The sequence below is a fragment of the Silvibacterium dinghuense genome, from assembly GCF_004123295.1.
In the GTDB taxonomy this organism is placed as follows: domain Bacteria; phylum Acidobacteriota; class Terriglobia; order Terriglobales; family Acidobacteriaceae; genus Silvibacterium; species Silvibacterium dinghuense.
Window position 1 is genome coordinate 262,841 of sequence record NZ_SDMK01000005.1, and the last position, 19,133, is coordinate 281,973.

General features: G+C 60.0%; 12 protein-coding genes and 1 tRNA gene. 9 read left to right on the forward strand and 4 right to left on the reverse strand.

Going from position 1 to position 19,133, the window contains the following annotated elements; all coding sequences use genetic code 11:
• The 3 genes from ESZ00_RS18900 to ESZ00_RS18910 all read left to right on the forward strand — a co-directional run bounded on the left by ESZ00_RS18900 (nucleotide 1) and on the right by ESZ00_RS18910 (nucleotide 3,027).
• Nucleotides 1–1,368: a sensor histidine kinase gene (locus ESZ00_RS18900; protein ID WP_129209959.1), complete on the forward strand. Its 1,368-nt coding sequence runs from the start codon at nucleotides 1–3 to the stop codon at nucleotides 1,366–1,368.
• Nucleotides 1,369–1,450: 82 nt separating this feature from the next.
• Nucleotides 1,451–1,963 (forward strand): nuclear transport factor 2 family protein, encoded by a 513-nt coding sequence (locus ESZ00_RS18905; protein ID WP_229741119.1) that lies wholly within the window; start codon nucleotides 1,451–1,453, stop codon nucleotides 1,961–1,963.
• Between the two features lie 83 nt (nucleotides 1,964–2,046).
• Nucleotides 2,047–3,027 carry a prenyltransferase/squalene oxidase repeat-containing protein gene (locus ESZ00_RS18910; RefSeq protein ID WP_129209960.1) on the forward strand — a complete coding sequence of 327 codons (981 nt, stop codon included), beginning with the start codon at nucleotides 2,047–2,049 and terminating at the stop codon, nucleotides 3,025–3,027.
• 45 nt (nucleotides 3,028–3,072) lie between these two features.
• On the opposite strand, the gene ESZ00_RS18915 is transcribed toward ESZ00_RS18910, so the two are convergent.
• A tRNA-Ser gene (locus ESZ00_RS18915) sits at nucleotides 3,073–3,166 on the reverse strand.
• Between the two features lie 372 nt (nucleotides 3,167–3,538).
• Between ESZ00_RS18915 and ESZ00_RS18920 the strand changes: the two genes are divergently transcribed.
• A complete protein-coding gene (locus ESZ00_RS18920) occupies nucleotides 3,539–4,831 on the forward strand; it encodes an APC family permease (RefSeq protein ID WP_129209961.1) in 1,293 nt (430 codons plus the stop codon).
• A 46-nt stretch (nucleotides 4,832–4,877) separates the two neighbouring features.
• Nucleotides 4,878–5,708, forward strand: a complete 831-nt coding sequence (locus ESZ00_RS18925) for a TIGR03435 family protein (protein ID WP_129209962.1) — start codon at nucleotides 4,878–4,880, stop codon at nucleotides 5,706–5,708.
• Nucleotides 5,709–5,862: 154 nt separating this feature from the next.
• On the opposite strand, the gene ESZ00_RS18930 is transcribed toward ESZ00_RS18925, so the two are convergent.
• Nucleotides 5,863–6,390: an inorganic diphosphatase gene (locus ESZ00_RS18930; RefSeq protein ID WP_129209963.1), complete on the reverse strand. Its 528-nt coding sequence runs from the start codon at nucleotides 6,388–6,390 to the stop codon at nucleotides 5,863–5,865.
• 107 nt (nucleotides 6,391–6,497) lie between these two features.
• Between ESZ00_RS18930 and purS the strand changes: the two genes are divergently transcribed.
• On the forward strand, nucleotides 6,498–6,749 hold the full coding sequence (gene purS, locus ESZ00_RS18935; RefSeq protein ID WP_129209964.1) for a phosphoribosylformylglycinamidine synthase subunit PurS: 252 nt from the start codon (nucleotides 6,498–6,500) through the stop codon (nucleotides 6,747–6,749).
• Between the two features lie 55 nt (nucleotides 6,750–6,804).
• A complete protein-coding gene (gene glmS / locus ESZ00_RS18940; protein WP_129209965.1) occupies nucleotides 6,805–8,700 on the forward strand; it encodes a glutamine--fructose-6-phosphate transaminase (isomerizing) in 1,896 nt (631 codons plus the stop codon).
• Nucleotides 8,701–8,811: 111 nt separating this feature from the next.
• Here glmS and ESZ00_RS18945 read toward each other — a convergent pair whose 3' ends face one another.
• Complete coding sequence (locus tag ESZ00_RS18945; protein ID WP_229741154.1) at nucleotides 8,812–12,375, reverse strand: carboxypeptidase-like regulatory domain-containing protein; 3,564 nt, start codon at nucleotides 12,373–12,375, stop codon at nucleotides 8,812–8,814.
• 214 nt (nucleotides 12,376–12,589) lie between these two features.
• On the opposite strand from ESZ00_RS18945, the gene ESZ00_RS18950 reads away from it, so the two are divergent.
• Both ESZ00_RS18950 and ESZ00_RS18955 read left to right on the forward strand, forming a co-directional pair.
• Complete coding sequence (locus tag ESZ00_RS18950) at nucleotides 12,590–13,957, forward strand: hypothetical protein (protein ID WP_129209966.1); 1,368 nt, start codon at nucleotides 12,590–12,592, stop codon at nucleotides 13,955–13,957.
• Between the two features lie 393 nt (nucleotides 13,958–14,350).
• On the forward strand, nucleotides 14,351–17,707 hold the full coding sequence (locus ESZ00_RS18955; protein ID WP_129209967.1) for a TonB-dependent receptor: 3,357 nt from the start codon (nucleotides 14,351–14,353) through the stop codon (nucleotides 17,705–17,707).
• Nucleotides 17,708–17,958: 251 nt separating this feature from the next.
• Here ESZ00_RS18955 and ESZ00_RS18960 read toward each other — a convergent pair whose 3' ends face one another.
• Nucleotides 17,959–18,759: an EAL and HDOD domain-containing protein gene (locus ESZ00_RS18960; protein ID WP_164981627.1), complete on the reverse strand. Its 801-nt coding sequence runs from the start codon at nucleotides 18,757–18,759 to the stop codon at nucleotides 17,959–17,961.
• Nucleotides 18,760–19,133: the final 374 nt, after the last annotated feature.

A 19,133-nucleotide genomic window follows, 5' to 3' on the forward strand; every position in this document is an offset into this window, starting at 1 on the left:
ATGCGCAGCTTCTTTCTGCAGATATTCCTCTCTTTCTGGATCATCATTGTCGGCATCTTCATTGCCGTTACCGTGCTTACGCCGCAAGACGATCCGGGTACCTGGGACGAGGTTCGGGATGCGTTCGACACATCGGTCGATGCCCTGGCAAACACCGCCATCGCACAATACCGGGCAGACGGCTGCGCAGGCCTGGCCGCACTGGGAAGCGCCATCACCCTGGCGGACAGCAGCGGGCGCGCAATTTGCGCGCCGCCCCTTGAAAAGCCCGTCGCCGATCTGCTCCGCCAGGCCCATGAAGAACCCCATCCCGTTTCCCTGCGTGAGCAGGGCTGGTGGGTGCAGGCGCGCCAGGTCCGCATCAAGAGCGGCGAGTACTACTACTTCATCCAGCGCATCCATGACCCGCAGCGGCCCTGGTGGCCGCATCTACCGGCAGTTGCCCTGCCGATCTCGATCATCGTCACCTTTTTCTTTGCCTACATCCTCACGCGGCCGGTTCGTGCGCTCCGGCGAGCTTTCCGCCGCTTCTCGGCCGGCGACATGGATGTCCGCCTCCCCGTCGCGCCCTCGCGCTGGAAGGATTTCGGCGGCGCCGATGTGCGCACCCTGATGATCGACTTCAACCACATGGCCGACCGCATTCGCGAGCTGGTGGAAGCCCAGAAGCTGCTCATCCGCGATATCTCCCACGAGCTCCGTTCGCCGCTCGCCCGCCTGCAGGTTGCTCTCGAGATTGCCCGGGAAGAATCCCCCGAATCCTCGGCGCTGATGGATCGCGTCTCCGCGGAAGCCGACCGCCTCAATGCGCTGATCGGCGAAACACTGCGGCTCTCGCTGCTCGAATCCCTGCGTCAGCCTCCCAGCGACGAGACCTTTACTCTCGGCGATATCTTCGCCCTGCTGCTGCCGGATATGCGCTTCGAGGCCGAGGCGCGCGGCACCCGCGTCACCTACAGCTCGGCGTGCGATACGCTGCGGCTCCAAGGCCAGTCCGAGCTGCTGCGCCGCGCGCTCGAAAACATCATTCGCAACGCCATCCGTTACACGCCGGCCGGCGGCGTAGTCGAGATCGCTGCAACCTGCCACATGCATCCGGTCACCTCCAGCGCTACCCCGATCTGGATCGAGATCCTCATCGCCGACCGCGGCCCCGGCATCCCTGAGCAGTATCTTTCCGAGATCTTCCGCCCCTTCTATCGCGTCGACATGGCCCGCGAAGGCACGACCGGCGGCTTCGGCGTCGGCCTCGCCATTGCCGAGCGCGCCATCCACCTGCACTCCGGCAGCATCCGCGTAGAAAACCGCCGCGGCGGCGGCCTCACCGTCTTCGTACGCCTGCCCAGCCTTTCGCCTGCTCAGCACTGAAGAAAGAAGCGCATCTTCCGGAACTCCCCGCCGCTGCGCTGCGTAAGCTCAGGCAGGCCGCACCGCGAGGAGAAACATACCCATGAAAGCCGGAAGACTGCTCCATCTGCTCATGCCTGCCGTACTCGCCTTTTCCGGATACACCATGTACGCCCAGACCAGCACCCAGACCGAAGCCCAAACCCGCACACCGCCCGATCCCCTCTTCCAGACCATCCAGTCGCTCGACACGAAGCTGTTTGATGCCTATAACCACTGCGACCTGGAGACGCTGGGCGCCATGGTCTCCGACGATCTGGAGTTCTATCACGATCAGACGGGGCTCTCTGTAGGGAAGGCGCCATTCCTCGCCGCCATCAAGCAAAACATCTGCGGCAAGGTACAGCGGGAACTGCTGAAGGATACGCTCGAGGTCTATCCGCTCAAGAACTACGGCGCCGTAGAGCTGGGCATCCACCGTTTTAGTCACCCCGGACACCCGGAAAACGGTCCGGGAGACGCCCGATTCATCACGCTGTGGCAGAACAAGGACGGCCAGTGGAAGGTCACGCGCGTTATCAGCTACGACCACAACCACGGCCTGCTGGCCAAATAGCCGGCGGCTCCGCTCCTGGGAAATATTCTGGGGGATACTGTGAGCGCGGCAGAGTACACACATAGATTCCGGGAGCATGCTCAATGGTTCACCACGATCAGGAGGTCCTTGCCTGGCTCCTCGATTCCGATCCGGCCATTCGCTGGCAGGTGATGCATGACCTGCTCGAAGCTCCCGACGCGGCATGCGCAGCGGAGCGCGCCAGGATCGAGACCGAGGGCTGGGGCGCCAGGCTGCTTTCCCTGCAGGACGCGGACGGGCAATGGGCCGGCGGCGCTTTCGTGCCTGCCGGTTTCACCCGCGAGGAGTGGAAAACATCCGGCCAGCCCTGGACCGCAACCTGCTATTCGTTAAACATGCTCCGCGAGTTCGGGCTCGACCCGAAAAGCGAAAGCGCGCAGCGCACGATCGCGCTGGTTGGGCAGAACTGTCATTGGGACGAAGGCGGCCAACCCTTCTGGCATGGCGAAACCGAAGAATGCATCAACGGCCGGACGGTCGCCGACGGCGCTTATTTCGGCGCCGACATATCCGGCATCGTCGCCCGCCTGCTCGGAGAACAGCAGCCCGACGGCGGCTGGAACTGCGAGCGGGCCAACGGATCGGCCTGCTCGTCCTTCGCCAGCACCCTCAACGTGCTCGAAGGGCTGCTTGCCTATGAGCAGGCAACAGGCGGCACAGCCGCTGTTTCCGCTGCGCGCCGCTCAGGCGAGGCATATCTTCTCCAGCGGCACCTCTATCGCCGCCTGAGCACGGGGCAGACCGCCGATGAACGCTTTCTTGCGCTGCTCCATCCGAGTCGCTGGCGATACGACATCCTGCGGGCGCTCGATTATTTCCGCGCCGCTTCGCTGTTTTCCGGCTCGGCTCCCGATCCAAGACTCGGCGAGGCCATCGAGCACCTGCGGTCAAAGCGACGGAGCGACGGGAAATGGGCACCCGACTGGAGTCTCCCGGGACGGATATGGTTTCCTCTCGACGACGGCATAGGGCACCCATCCCGCTGGATCACATTGCGGGCAATGCGGGTGCTGCAATGGTGGGACGCCGCGCGGCCATCCTGATCGCTTGTGGAACGATCCCGTAAAAGATTGTTTTGGAAGGGAATCTGGCGGAGAGAGAGGGATTCGAACCCTCGATAGAGCTTTACAACCCTATAACGGTTTAGCAAACCGCCGCCTTCAGCCTCTCGGCCATCTCTCCAGCACGCGATGAATCTCAGTATAGCGGATTTGTCGCCTGTGCCCAGCCCCCGGGACATTTTCCGGGAGAATTTCCTCTCCATGCCGGCATCCGCGATAATCTAGAGCGGAATCTGGACAATCGTACCCACTCGATGTGCATAGAGGTGGACTTTTCCTGAGGAAAAGTCCACGGAAGGCATGTGGCTCCCGAATATACTTCCGGATATATCTGTCCTGATTGCGCTATTTGCCCAACCCGCCCACTCGGGCGTGACACAGGAGCACAGCCAAAGTCATCCGCCCCATCGTCAGCCGTTTTCGTTCCTCTGCCTCTTCGCGGCCCGCGCGCCGCGGTCTCCGGCTGATTCCTCTTGCCGCCGCCACGTATTTCATGGTCTCCGGCGGCCCCTATGGCATTGAAGACATCCTCGGCGGCGCCGGCTATCTCAAGGCGCTGATCATTCTGCTGGTGCTGCCCCTGGTCTGGAGCGTGCCCACGGCGCTGATGATCGGAGAGCTGGCCTCTGCCCTGCCGAATGAGGGCGGCTTCTACGTCTGGGTGCGCCGCGCGCTCGGGCCCTTCTGGGGGTACCAGGAGGCGTGGCTCTCACTCACGGCCAGCATCTTCGACATGGCCATCTACCCGACGATCTTCGTGCTCTACCTGAACCGCCTCTTCCCGGCGTGGACCGCGGGCTCGCGGGGCACATGGTGGGAGCTGGGACTCATCGCGGTCTGCGCACTCTGGAACCTGCGCGGCGCTCCGGCCGTCGGCCATGGATCGATCACCCTGTTCGTCGTCCTGCTGGCGCCCTTCGCAGTGCTGGGCATGGCGGCGCTGCATCACGGATGGCGCCTGCACGCCCATGTTCTCTGGAACTCCGCACCCTCCGGCAGCGACGGGCTTTCGACGGCAATTCTGGTCGCACTGTGGAACTACATGGGCTGGGACAACGCCTCGACCGTAGCGCAGGAGGTCGAGAATCCGCAGCGGAACTACCCACGCGCCATGCTGATCTCAGCCGGGGTCGTGGCGCTGACCTACGTCGTGCCGCTGGCCTCGGTGGCCTTTGCCGGCCTGGCCATCGCGCAATTCACCACCGGCTCGTGGACGGACGCCGCCACGCAGCTCGCCGGCCCATGGCTTGGCCTGGCCATCGTGCTCGGCGGCACCATCTCCGGCCTGGGCATGTTCAATGCCCTGATGATGAGCTACGCCCGCCTGCCGGTGGCCCTGGCCGAAGACGGCATGCTGCCGCCGGTCTTCACCGCGCGCAACGGACGGGATGTGCCCTGGGTGGCGCTGCTGACCTGCGGCATCGCCTGGGCGCTGGCGCTGCAGTTCAGCTTCGAGCGGCTGATCTCGATCGACCTGATCCTCTACGGGGCGAGCCTGATCCTCGAATTCGTGGCGCTGATCGTGCTGCGGCTGCGCGAGCCGAACCTCGAGCGCCCCTTCCGCGCCGGCAACCTGGCCTGCGCCATCGCGCTCGGTGTCATGCCGACGGCGCTGATCGTCTACGCCGCCTTCGCCTCACGCGATGAGAAGATGGGGCACATGCCGGCGCTCGCCTTCGGAGCGCTGATAGCGGCCATCGGACCAGTCTTTTACCTGATCTCACGCAGCCTGTGGGCGGGAAAGCACACGCCGGAGGAGCTGGCATCGGAGACAGCCAGATCCTAGAGCGTATCGCCGTGGTACAAAGACAGCGATCGTCCTAAGCAGGAGGATGGAACGAGTGCGCATCCGCATCAGTGCCGTTCTGTTATTGCTGTGCCTCGCCGGCAAGGGCCACGGCCAGGCTGCATCTCCGCAGGGGATGTCTTTGCGCTATGAAACCGTGTCGATCCGCGAGAACTCCGACGCCAACGCGCGAACCGGCATGCTGGAAAACGCCCCCGACATGACAGCTCTGCGCATGTCTTTGCATGACCTCGTCGCATACGCCTGCCAGGTCCGCTCAGAGCTGGTGTTTGGAGGGCCGGCCTGGTCGAACTCCCGTCATTTCGACATCTCCGCGAAGGTCGCAGCTTCCGACACTCCGGAGCTCCAGAAGATGAAGTGGAGAGAGCGCGGCCCACTGATACTGCCCGCACTGACCGAGCGCTTCGCTCTGAAGATCCATCACGAGACCCGGACGCTGCCCGTCTACGATCTCGTCGTCTCACCAAAGGGCAACAAGCTGAAGCCGACCACAATTGAAAAAGGAGACGACACGTTCAAGTTGAATGGAGGTCTTGTTCCGAGCGGATCCATGGTCTTTTACGCGGATTACATTCGCGGCATCGGCGTCGATATGCCTACCCTGGCTCGCATCCTCAGCGGACAGGTCGATCGGGTCATCGTCGACCATACCGGCCTGACTGGTGTCTTCAACTTTGCGATCAATACAGCAGAAGATCCGGGCAACGATGCGCCGTCCATGGAACGCACATCCGAAAGACCCGAACAGGCGATTGCCATCGCACTCCACGACCAGGCCGGATTGGAGTTGAAACCGGCTCGCGAAGCAGTCGATGTGGTGGTTATCGATTCCGCAACGCCGCCGACGCCAGATTAAGAAACTGCTGCCATGCGAACCGCAGTGGAGAGGCGCATTACGGTGGAGATGACAATCTCTCGGAAATCTGCACACCAACAAAAAGCACCGCCGGCCAAAGCCGACGGCGCCTCCTGATCGCTTTTCCTGAGCCCTGAGCTCTGAGCCCTGAAAACTACTTCTTGTTATCCGTAAAGTTCTGCGCAGCCTTCTGGATGTGCTCCTTGGCGTAATCGGCGCCGTGCCAGCCGTGGATTTCGACGCGCTTGCCCTCAAGATCCTTGTAGATCGAGAAGAAGTGCGTGATCTCGCGCAGGATGTGCGGGTAGATCTCCGAATAGTCGTTGACGCCCTTGTAGCGGGGGTTGTTCTTGCCTACCGCAAGGATCTTCTCATCGAGCACGCCCTGGTCGAGCATCTCGAGCACGCCGATGGGGCGCACCTGCATCACGCAGCCCGGGAAGCTGGGAGCATCGACCAGCACCAGCACGTCCAGCGGATCGCCGTCATCGCTCAGCGTCGAGGGGATAAAGCCGTAGTCGCCCGGATAGTGAACGGGCGAGTACAGGTTGCGATCCAGGCGGAAAACGCCCAGCTGCTTGTCGTACTCGTACTTGTTGATTCCTTCGAGGGGAATCTCGATGACTGCTTCGACGACCTCCGGCATGTCCTTGCCGATGGGAAGTTCCAGATAATTGATCATGTGTTTCCTGTTCCCGTTTCCTCTAAAAATCCTGTGAGTAGTGTAGGGCGTGGAGTTGAACGCGGGCTATGGAGCGCTGACAGCCCAACCATTTATAATCAGACACGATGAAGGCTCATGTCTACGTGACTCTCAAGCAGACGGTCCTCGACCCCCAGGGTCAGGCCATTCACGGTGCACTTAAAAAGATGCAGTACCAGGGAATAGAAGACGTGCGCCAGGGGAAGTATTTTGTGATTCGTCTCAGCGACGCCCTGGATGCAGCCGCGGCCACAGCGGAGGTCGAACGCATCGCGAAGGAAGTGCTCACCAACCCCGTGATCGAGGAGTTCTCCTTCCATCTTGAAGACGCCGACTAACGGCGTCAACCGGAATCGGAATTCCACATCGGCAAAGCTCCGATAGAATCAGCCCATGTGCGGCATCGTCGGCTACGTCGGCAGCAAGTCAGTCGTTCCTCTTATCCTTGAAGGCCTGAGTCGCCTCGAATATCGCGGCTATGACTCGGCCGGCATCGCCGTAGGCGGCGACGGCCCCTCGCTCGAGCTGCGCCGCGCCCCGGGCAAGCTGCGCAACCTGGAAGCCGTGCTGCGCGATCAGCCTCTCAGCGGCACGTGGGGCATCGGCCACACCCGCTGGGCCACGCACGGCCGTCCCACCGAGGAAAACGCTCACCCCCACCGCGACTGCACCGGCCGCCTGGTGGTCGTACACAACGGCATCGTCGAGAACTATCTCGCCCTCAAGCAGGAGCTTGCCGCCGAAGGCCACACATTCGTCACCGAGACGGATACAGAAATCATCGCGCACCTCATCGAGCAGGAGATACGGTCGGCGGCCAGCTCGGGCAAGACCATGGCGCTCGAAGACGCCGTGCGCCGCGCCTGCCGCCGGCTGACCGGAGCCTACGCCATCGGCGTCATCTCCGCCGATGAGCCGGACAAGATCGTGGCCGCGCGCAACGGGCCTCCAGCCGTCATCGGACTGGGCAAGGACAGCCTGGGCGAGGGCGAGTATTTTCTCGCCTCCGACGTACCCGGCATCCTGCACCACACCCGCAATCTCTACTTCCTCGCCGACGGCGATGTGGCCGTGCTCACCCGCGACGGCGTGAAGCTCACCGATCTGCACGGCGAGCCGGTCACGCGGCCCGTGCAACGCATCACCTGGGACCCGATCCAGGCGGAGAAGAGCGGTTACAAGCACTTCATGCTCAAGGAAATCTTCGAGCAGCCGCGCGCCATCCGCGACACGACGCTGGGCCGCATCTCGCTCGAAACCGGCAAGGTCTTCCTCGGCGAAATGAAGATCACAGAGGAAGACTTCCGCCGCGCCACGCGCATCCACATTGCCGCCTGCGGCACCAGCTGGCACGCGGCCATCGTGGGCAAGTTCATGATCGAGCGGCTGGCGCGCGTGCCGGTGGAAGTCGATTACGCGAGCGAATACCGCTACCGCGATCCCATCCCCGATCCGAATGCAATCGGCCTGCTCATCACCCAGTCCGGCGAGACCGCCGACACCCTGGCTGCGCAGCGCGAGATGATCGCCAAGGGTATGAAGACGCTGGCCATCTGCAACGTGGTCGGCGCCATGATCGCCCGCGAGGCGCAGGGCACCCTCTACACCCATGCCGGACCGGAGATCGGCGTCGCCTCGACGAAAGCATTCACCTCGCAGCTCGTCGCGCTGTTTCTCTTCGCGCTGCATCTGGCGCAAACGCGCGGCACGCTCTCGGATGACGAGAGCCGCACCCTCGTCGAGTCACTCAGCCTGCTCCCCGGCAAAGTCGAAGAGATTCTGCGCAGCGCGGACAGCGTCTGCGAGCAGCTGGCAAAGATCTACTCCGGCGCGCGCGATTTCCTCTTTCTCGGGCGCGGCATTCACTATCCGATTGCGCTCGAGGGCGCGCTGAAGCTCAAGGAAATTTCCTACATCCACGCCGAGGGCTATCCCGCCGGCGAGATGAAGCACGGGCCGAATGCGCTCATCGATGAATCGCTGCCGGTGGTCGTGCTGGCTACGCAGGACGAGACCAACCGCGACTCGCACCTGCGCTACGAGAAGACACTCTCGAACATCCAGGAGGTCACGGCGCGCTCCGGCAAGGTGATCGCTGTCGCTATCGAAGGCGATACGCACATCACGCAGCTTGTCGACCACGTGCTCTATGTGCCGCCGGCCTCGGAGCTGCTGCTGCCCGTGCTCGACATCATCCCGCTGCAACTGCTCGCGTATCACATCGCAGTGCGGCGCGGCTGCGATGTGGACCAGCCGCGCAACCTCGCCAAGTCCGTCACCGTGGAGTAATTTCCCGGCTTATAACAGGCGTGCTGGAAACAGAGAACAGCGCGTACCGGAATAGATGTCCGGCACGCGCTGAAGATACACATCGAGAAGATACGGTTATTCGATTCCGCCTTAAAACGTGGCGCGAAGTGCGAACTGTATCTGTCTCGGGGTGTAATTCGGATCGACGTTGGTCAGCTGGCCGAAACTTCCATTGCCCAGCTGCGCGTCGCCCGAGTTGTTATTCGGCATGTAGAGGCTGACCGTGTTCGTAAGATTGAAGAACTCCGCACGAAACTGGAGATCGAGTGCCTCGTGAATGGGGAAATTCTTGAAGAGCGAGATGTCAACGTGCCGGAATGATGGCCCGTAGAGCTGGTTTCTCGCCTGGTTGCTGACGGTACCGATCGTTTGCCCCTCGAATGCGCTGGTATTGAACCACTCGTCCTTGCCCGGGCTATTGCGATGGAAGGGCGCGATGATGTTGGGGCGGTCATTGCCCGGCGACCCGATCTCTGAGCCGCTGTAGGGATGAGCGCAGTTGCCGGTGGTTGCGGCGGCCAGACCATCAGGCACGATGCAGCCCGCGGCGGTAGAGTTCTCCACCGAAAAATCCTTGCCTGACTGGATCGCAAAGATCTCATTGAATTGCCAGCCTGCGGCAAGCTGCTTCTTGAAGCCGGTAAGCTTCTTGCCGAAAGGCAGGAGATAGGTGCTCTGCAGCACGAAGCGGTTGCGGATATCGTTGTCGCCGTTTCCATATTCTGTCTTGCGCAGGTTATGCGGATCGGCGTTGCCGTAGCCCTGGTCGCCTTCTTCGCTCAGTCCGGAGAAGTCGTCGAGTACATGCGACCAGGTGTAGTTCGCATTCAGGGTAAAGCCGTGGCTGAGGCGCTGCTCGAGCGAAGCCTGCAGTGCGTTGTAATTCGAGACGCCTTCGCTGTCGTAGTATCCGACCGTGGCCACGTTCGGCAGCACCGAGGAGAGAAGATAGGTCTGCGACTGCGCCGCGGTGGGTCCGGCCGGGCTGGGAAGATTGATGTTATTCAGCACCTGGGGCTGATGATTCCCCACTTCCCCGACATATCCGAGAGTGGCGACCGCGGCTCCCAGCTGCCGCTCCACCATGAGGTTGTACTGGTAAACCACTCCCTGGCGGAGCTTGGGATTTTCCGCATTGAAGCTCAATCCGGAAAGTGAGGCCAGATCAGGAGACTGTCCAGCCACAAAAGGAGCGCTTGGAACTGGAAGTCCCTGAGAGAGCGTTTGCGTGGACGTGCTGCCCTGCCCTCCTGTTCCGCAGACAGGAGTGGCCGAGACGCCATGGCTGGTGGTGATGTAATAAGCCAGGGTCGATTCGCAGCTTGGCTGATAGGTGGAGACGAAGGGCACATTCTTCAGATCGGCATTCGAGGTGTAGTTGCCGGGGAAGTAGCTCATGCCGAAGCCGCCTCGCAGGACGGTGCCGGGCTGCACGGTCGCTGCAAAGCCGATGCGCGGCGCAAAGTTGGAATAATCCGTGGCAATGCCCGCCGTGCTCGATGCGCCGTTTGCTCCTGCTACCTGGAGAGCAGAATCGATATTGTCGGCCGAGAGCGTCTGGGCCAGCGGCCAGTTGAAGTTCGAAATGTGATTGTGCGCCTCGGTGAACGGAGTGAAGACGTCATATCTTGCGCCATAAATCACCGTAAGATTCGGAGTTACCTTCCAGAAATCCTGCCAGTAGACGCTCGGCTCCCACGAGCGGTAATCCGGAGGTGTCAGGTTGTAGACGCGTCCCGGGCCGGTAAACGCACCGATCAGCATGGATGCAAGCACGTTCGTATTCTGATCGGCAATGGAGTAGCCCGACGTGTCCGTGCTCAGACCAAAGCTGTAATAACCCACGGCAGAGGCACTCTGCACGTTCCGCGCCTGGCGCCGGATGAGGCCCGCGCCCATCTTCATATTGTGCGGACCCACGGTATAGGAGACATTGCCCGCGTACTGGAACGTGTTGTCGATATCCTGCAGCGGAACATACGCGCCATCGCCGAGGTCTTCGAAGTTCGATATCCCAGCGACGGTAAGTCCGCTCGAGTAGGTATTGAAGTTATTCGTGCCCGCCGGGAATCCGAACTCCGTTGCGACATTATTGCCGTAATTGAGTGGCGTGGAGAAGTTATTGATGCGCGTGTAACCGGCCTTCAATTCGAGAACCAGCTGCGAACTGAAGAGGTGCGTGTAGTTGACCTGGTATCCGTAGGCCACATCGGTGGCGTCGCCCGAAAAGTTATACCGGCCCCCGCCGGGGATGACTCCGGCAAGCGCATTCGGACCGGCCACCGGAAGCTGCGCAGGGTTGTAAGTCGAAACATTGTTATAGGTGAAGCGCGCATAGAGCTGATTGCTGCTGTTAAAACTATGATCGACACGTGCATCCACGGTCGTGCTGAACTGTGTTTTGTTGCCGCCGGACACATAGTTATTCGTTACCCCGCTATTGCTGCCTGCGGCGTTCGGCGCAGGAAAGAGCTTCAGATAGTTCAGGGCAATCGGATCCACCGTATAGGTGCCGCCGCTGCCCGGAGCAGGGTTTACGGCAGGCAACGAGCCGTTGGTGATGGCCGCCTGGATCAGATCGTCCGGCGACGAACCTCCGATGCTATTGATACTGTCGAAGTTGGTGAGGTCGGGAACCGTGCTGGTATAGGGGTTCACCGCCTGTACCAGGCGGAAGCCTTCATAAGAACCGAAGAAGAAGGTCTTGTTCCTGATAATCGGACCACCCAGCGAGCCTCCAAACTGATTCTGGCGCAGCTCCGGCTTCTGCGGAATAGATGTGGTCGTGGCGAAATAGGAGCGCGCATCCAGAACATCGTTGCGGAAGAACTCATACAGCGAGCCATGAAAGGCATTGGACCCGGACTTGGTAATGACATTGATGACGCCGCCGGCGGTGCGGCCGATTTCAGGAGCGTAATTATTCGTCTGAACCGATATCTCCTGGATCGAATCGACCGACGGCTTGACGCCGATGCTGCCAATAATGCGTTCGTTGTTGTCGATACCATCGATGATCTCGTTGTTCAGCACGTCGTCCTGACCGTTGACCGACAATCCGTTTGTGGAACGTCGATCATCCGGTCTCTGACCGCTGGTGAGACCGTTTCCAGGACCTTCATTGGCTCCAGGCACAAGCTGCACTTCCTGGATGAAGTTACGTCCATTCAGCGGCAGATCGACTACCGCGCCCGCGGTGACGCTGGAGCTGACAGTGGCATTATCGGCTTGTAACAGAGGCGTCGCCGCTGTGACCTGCACAGTCTCCGACGCCGAGCCAACGATCATATGCGCATCGGCGCGGCCGCGATCACCTGCTTCCACTCCTATGTCACTTACAGTGAAGGCCCGGAAGCCCTGCGCTTCTACGCGGACAGAATAATGTCCTGGAAGCAGAAATGAGAATACATATTCTCCCTGCCCGTTGCTCTGGGCCTGGCGAGACTCTTTCGTGCCCAGGTTGGTTAAGGTCACCGTCGCATGAGGAAGGACGTTTCCCTGCTGGTCTGTCACTAATCCAGTGATATCCGCAGTCGTGAGCTGGGCACGCGCGGACGGCACCATGGATAAGCCAACAGCGGCGATGCAGAGAAGCAGCATCGTAAGACGCTGCAGGATCTGCAATGTGAGATTCTTTGACTGCCTCCGAAACATAGACAAAATCAAGAGATGCCTCCTGTTTGCCCGTCTGATCGATAGAGCCCGGGCTGGGGGCAAACCTTAGGGAGCAGAAATCATCTTCGGCAAGGCTTATACGGTAAAAGTACTTTCATCTTCTCTATGTTGATGAAAACACCCACCTTTCAGAGGAAGGTAAAACCTGTTAAATACCGGTATAATTCGCCGCGTTCAGGAAACAGGTGAGACGATGCCCCCAACATTTGTCGTGCCCGCTGCTACCCGCGATGTAGGCTCCTCTGAACCAGCAGTGATAGGCCATGAAGCAATCATCGAGCAGGTACGCAGGATCATCGGCAGCACATACTTCCGCAATAGCAGACGATATCCGCCCTTCATTCGCTATGTCGTCGAACAGGCCCTGCAACGACCCGGTGAAGTTCTAAAGGAAAGGATGATCGGGATCGAAGTATTTCGGCGTTCGAGCGACTACGATACCGCTACCGATCCCATCGTAAGAGTGACGGCGGGCGAGATACGAAAACGGCTTGCCCAGTACTATCAGGAGCCGGATCATCATAGGGAACTTCGCATTGAATTGCCGCTGGGCTCCTACATGCCTGTTTTTATGGAACCCGCCGCTTCAACAGGCGAAGAGCATGATGGCGGCGAGAGCGAAACCTCTCATCGGTATGTTCTTCCGTCCGATGATCCAGCATTATTGATGCCGGCAGAGAGCAAACAAAAAAATGGCTCTACGGCTCACGCGCTATCGGATATCTCCGATAGCATCATGCTTCGGAAGCATCACTTCCTGCCGCTCCTTTCTATAGGTGGAACCATCTTCCTGCTTCTTTCTGTTGCCTTTGTCATCTTTTCTCATGCTTATATCCGGAAACCTCAAGAAGATACAGGACTCGCCTATGTATGGAATCCATTCTGGAATACAGATAGCTCCACGCTGATTGTGTTGGGAACGCACTCCCTTGATAAGGATGGACATGACTTATCCCCAGGAGAGATACCGGAGATGGGAAAAGACACCACGATGCTCTCTTCGATGATCCGTTCCGACATGGTTCCCATCAGCGACCTGGTCAGTGTCGAAACCCTGGTCCGACCGCTGGCCGATCATCGTCGCAAGTACTCTGTTCGAGCGGCGCATGAAACAACATTCGAACAGATCCAGCAAGGCCCTGTGCTCCTGATCGGAGCGTTTGACAACCCCTGGACACTGCGGCTTACAGAAAATCTTCCTTATGTCTTCAGGGCAGGCAAAAACGGCGTGAATTGGATCGTGGACCGGCAGAGACCACAGAACCAGTGGGGCTTCGACTGGAGTTTCGACAGTGCCCAGCAAGCCCGGGGAAGCTCGCGGGATTATGCCATCGTCGCGGGCTTCTTCGATGCCGACATCCAGCAGCATGTGCTCGTGGCTGCGGGGATCGGCAAGAGTGGAACGGCCGCGGCCGCAGAGTTCCTTTCCACGAATGGATATCTGAAGAGCTGGCTCGCGCATGCTCCTGCGCAGAAGAACAATTTCGAAATAGTTTTGACCACGGAGACGATGGATGCCCAGCAGGGCCCTCCTCGAGTCGTGCAAATGCAGACCTGGTAGTGCATGACAAGCTGCCTTCTCTGCCACAAATAGCACAGCAGTAAATATTCGAGGCTCTCAGCGCTTAAAGAAATCAGGACCATCGCTCTCCTGCCAATGCGCACCAGACGGGCATCGCACCTTGCGATGGCGGTGAAACCCTCCTGCCATTGACATTCTCGCGGAAGTGTTGTCTGCTAAGCTCATGATTCGCCAACTCCATCTGTATCTGTGTTGTCGATAGCCACGCCGGGCAATCCTCTGCCCACCTTTCCTCTTACAACCGAATAGAAGCTCAGCGCGGTCCTGCCGCTCACGCAGCAGCTCGTCCACGCTCATAGACTTCGCCGGCGGAGTCATCTCCGTACCTGTCCGCGTACGCTGCGGCGATTGTTTTTATTTTCTGGAGAAACCATGCGATTCAAATCCGGCAGCCATTGGCTGCTCTCTGCACTGCTGCTTCTTCTGTCTTCTCTTACCCTGCATGCGCAGGTGGATACCGGTTCACTGAGCGGCATCGTCACCGACCCTGCCGGAGCGGTGGTTGCAAATGCAACGGTAACGGTAACAAATACAGGGACCAGCGCAGCACATACCGTGAGCACAAGTAATAACGGCGCCTTCCATCTGGAAAATCTTGAACCGGCGGTCTACACCGTCAGCGTAGAACTGGCGGGATTCGAGACCTGGCGCGCACGCGTGGAAGTTACCGTCGGCGGCCACGCCGCATTGAATGCAAAGCTGGCCGTCGGGTCGAACAAATCGACCGTGGAAGTGGTCGCACTCGGCGGCGTCGAGGTCGACACCTCATCGCAGGAAGTCTCGGAGATCGTGACCCCCGAGCAGGTCAAGCAGCTGCCCAGCCTCACACGCAACATCTATGACTTCGTCGGCCTCTCAGGCAATGTCTCACAGGGCGACGAGGCACAGGGACACACGCAGAACTCGACCAACCTCGGCGTGGGCTATTCGATCAACGGGCAGCGCTCCTCAGGCACGGAAATTCTGCTCGACGGCGTTGAGAACATCGAGCTCTTCGACGACGTCGTGGGCCTGCATGTACCGGTCGACTCCGTGGGCGAGTATCGCGTGCTGACCAGCAACTTCGATCCACAATACGGGCGCGCCTCGGGCGGCGTGGTGAGCGTGGTCACGGCCAGCGGCTCGAACCAGTTTCACGGCACCTTCTCCGAATTCAACCGCGTGGCCGCCTACACCGCAAATACAGTCACGAACGCACAGGGAGGACTCTCGAAAGGCGGCTACACGCGCAACCAGCCGAGCTTCTTCCTCAGCGGCCCCATCGTGCGCAACAAGCTGTTCTTCGCAGCGGGCGCGGAGTGGCTGCGGGTGCGCAGCAATACCATCCAGACAGCCTGGGTGCCCACCTCCGATCTGCTCTCCTATGCGGCCACCACGACGCAGAATTTCGTCAGCAAATATGGGCAGAGCTTCACCTACGCTCAGACCATCACCAACAGCGCCGCCGGCACACCCTTCGCCAGCGTGCCTGCCAGCACTCCGGTCTTTGGGCTGGTGAACTACAGCGTGCCGCAGGATGCAGGCGGCGGCCTGCCGCAGAACACCTACAACTACGTGCTCCGCGGCGACTACCAGTACTCAGACCGCACGCAGTACTTCGGCCGCTTCGTCGGCTGGAAGCTCGATGAGCCGCTGGGCGCTCTCTACTACAGCCCCTACTCGAACTACGACGCAGGCGAGCTGGACAAGGACTACGCAGCACTCGGCGGCTTTACGCATGTCTTCTCGCCTACGCTGGTCACCAGCGGCCGTGTCAGCTTCAGCCGCATCAACCTGAACGAGAACACCACCGAAGCCGGGCTCACAACGCCCGCACTCTACTTCTCGAGCGCGGCGCAGGTAAACGGCTACAGTGTGGATCTGCCAGGTAACGGCCTCGGCCTTCCCTTCGGCGGTCCGCAGAACGTCCTTCAGTGGAACCAGGATGTGGACTGGAACCGCGGCAACCACAACTTCAAGTTCGGCTCGCAGCTTCTCTACATTCAAGCCAACCGCACCTTCGGCGCCTACGCGCAGGCGGAAGAGGCGCTGGCCGGCTCCGTGGAGGGCGACTCCACCGGCTATGCGGGCTTCCTCTCAGGCACCGTGGGAACGTTCTCCACCGCCGTCGATCCTCAGGGGCACTTCCCTGGCCAAACCATCTCCACGCCACTCACGCAACCGAACTTTGCGCGCAGCGACCGCTTCCACGACTGGGCCGTCTACGGGCAGGATGCATGGCGCGCCACGCCGAAGCTTACTGTGAACTACGGCGTGCGCTACGAATACTTCGGCGTGCAGCACAACAACAAGGCAGACCTCGACTCGAACTTCTACTACGGCTCCGGCTCGTCCTACGCCGACCAGATCCGTAGCGGCCAGGTCTTCACGGTGCCGAACAGTCCGATCCATGAATTGTGGGAGCCGAGCTATGGCACGGTGAGTCCGCGCCTGGGATTTGCCTTTGATCCAACCGGTTCGGGCAAGACAGCAGTGCGTGGCGGCTGGGGTATCAGTTACGAGCGCAACTTCGGCAATGTCACTTTTAACGTCATCCAGAATCCCCCGAACTATGCGGTCGTCGTGCAGAACGGCGTAGCTGTCAGCACCTCGAACCTGGGCACTCTTGCCGACGCCGACGGCGAGGTAACACTGCCCTCCACCAGCCTTCGCCACGTCGCACAGAATATCCGCACCGCACAGACGCAGTTCTGGAACCTCACCGTGGAGCACCAGATCGCACCACAGACCGTGGTCAGCGCGACCTATCTCGGCGCGCGCGGCCTGCACCTCTATGACATCAAGAACATCAACGGCGAAGGCTCGGGCAACTACCTGGCCGGCGACGATTACGCCACCGACGGGCTCACGCGGCTGAACTCGACGTACAGCAACATCAACAGCCGCGGCTCCAATGGCGACTCCTACTACGAAGCCGTGAACCTGCGCTTCTCGACACGCAACCTGCTGACCTCCGGTCTCAGCGCAACCGCGAACTACACCTATGGGCACGCCATCGACGACCTGAGCTCAACCTTCTCCGAGACCAACGCCGGCGGCGGCGGTTACAACCTCGGCTATACCAACCCCTTTGATCCAGGCTACGACCGCGGCTCGAGCGATCTCGACATCCGCCAGCGCTTTGTCTTTGCACCCATCTACGAAACGCCGTGGTTCCACAACAGCAAAAGCCTCAAGGGCGAGCTGCTGGGCAACTGGACAGCGACCGGCATCTACACGGTGCGCAGCGGCACATCGTTTACCTACTACGACTCGACCTACAATCTTGGCGACTACTACAACATCGCGCGTTACGTGCCGTCGTCCTCGATCAAGAAGTGGAAGTACACCAAATCGCAGGGCGAAGTACCAGGCGCAGTCAATCAGTATTACCTGGCATCGAGCCTGCCAACGGGTCAGAAGATCGTGAACGATGCGATCGGTGGCTACTCGAACTGGGCCTTCCCCACCTATGCACCGGAGCGGAACTCCTTTGTCGGCCCCGGCGCGTGGAACCTGGACCTGGCGGTAAGCAAGCAGTTTCCGGTGTGGGAGAAGGTGAACGTAGAGCTGCGCGCCGAGGGCTTCGACGTGCTCAACCACCACAACCTCTATGTGCAGGAGACGCTCGCCGACGCGGCAAACTACTATCCCAGCACGCCGGTGATCACCGCCAAGAAAGGCGGCGTAAACGGCTCCGCCAGCGAGGAGCGCCGCTTCGGACAGCTGGCAGTGAAGGTGAACTTCTAACACTCCCGGCAACACTGCCGCGCGATGGCCAGTCCTGCATCTGGATACGTTCAGACGCAGGACTGGCCATTTTTCTTAGATGGGTATGCCGGTCCATGCCGGTGCTGCTTCAGCGAATGCGGGGTAGCCGGTTTTGCAGAAAGGAATGGAAACGGCGATCGGCCATAAAGCGCTCTGGCCTCGACAAGCGCTCGGTTGTGGACTGCGGCAGGCAGACGACGAGCGTCACGATCGAGACAGCATCACTTCCGCTACTGACAGGACGGAACCGGCTTAGCGTTCTTCATCTCCCGGCTGAGTCGATGAGAGCTCCATCTGAATTTGAATAGCCAGTGCATGCGAAGTTGGTTTAACCAGGAGCAGTAGCTTCTTCCTTTCGACAGAAGAATCGGCCGCGCCAGATAGTATCCCTGAAACAGGTCGAACCCTTCCTCGAGCGCGGCCTCGAGCTCTTCGCGCGTCTCAACCTTTTCTGCGATGAACTGGATAGGCCGCTTCTTCAATGTCGACAGCAGCTTTTTTCTGCATTCCTTACCGTCCTGCCGAAAATCGACCTTGATATAGTCGGCGAGCTGAATCAGATCGTGATTGCAGCCGTGGAGCTGAAAGTCATCCAGTGCGATGAGATGACCGAACGCCTTGATCTTCCGGCAGGCGTCCTCGACCCATTCGTCTACTTCTACCGTTTCGAGCACCTCCAGCACGGTCGAGGTCGGGAGCAGGGCAAAAAATTCGAGTAGATCTTCGCGGGTGCAGTTTACGAAGACCGGCTTTCCATCTGTGAGCTTCTCCAGGCCGTCCAGCAGCCAATCTTCGATGACGTGCCTGGTCGCACTACGAGGGTCGCTGGTAAACCCCTTGCTGTTCGTTGTGCGGCACAACGCCTCGTAGCCAAACACCTGCCCTTTTGAGTCGAAGATGGGCTGAAGCGCGATGTAACGCCGTTTCCCGGTGTCGGATACCGCACGCTGCTCGGCGCTGTGCCACGCCCCCACACGGTAATCGCTTCCAATCGGCGCGCATGGCGCCTGCAATGAACTCGAAATACTCAACGAAAACCTCCCTACGATCGGAGCGATCAGAGCGGCAACTTCGGGGCCTGGGGAAATCGTTCTGCCAGAGAGTGAGAAAAGTGTTCCTCCTCGCCGCTCCCGGAGATGTGGTTGCATCCGGGGAAACTGAGCCGTCCATGGAGACAAATACGACGAGGAGGAACGGGGGTTAGAACAGGGCCTATACGGACAAATTCCCACCGGCTCCCTGTAGCTCCCGAGGCTTGACCTGTCTACCTGGATTCCCAGTGGATTGTCTGGAACAAGATCATCACGATGCCTGCGTGCCTGGAATGTTCTGAACTGTTTGTTGTCTTTATGCGCATAAAGCTGTTTACTTTCAGCCACCTACGTTTTCCGGGGGAGACCGTTTG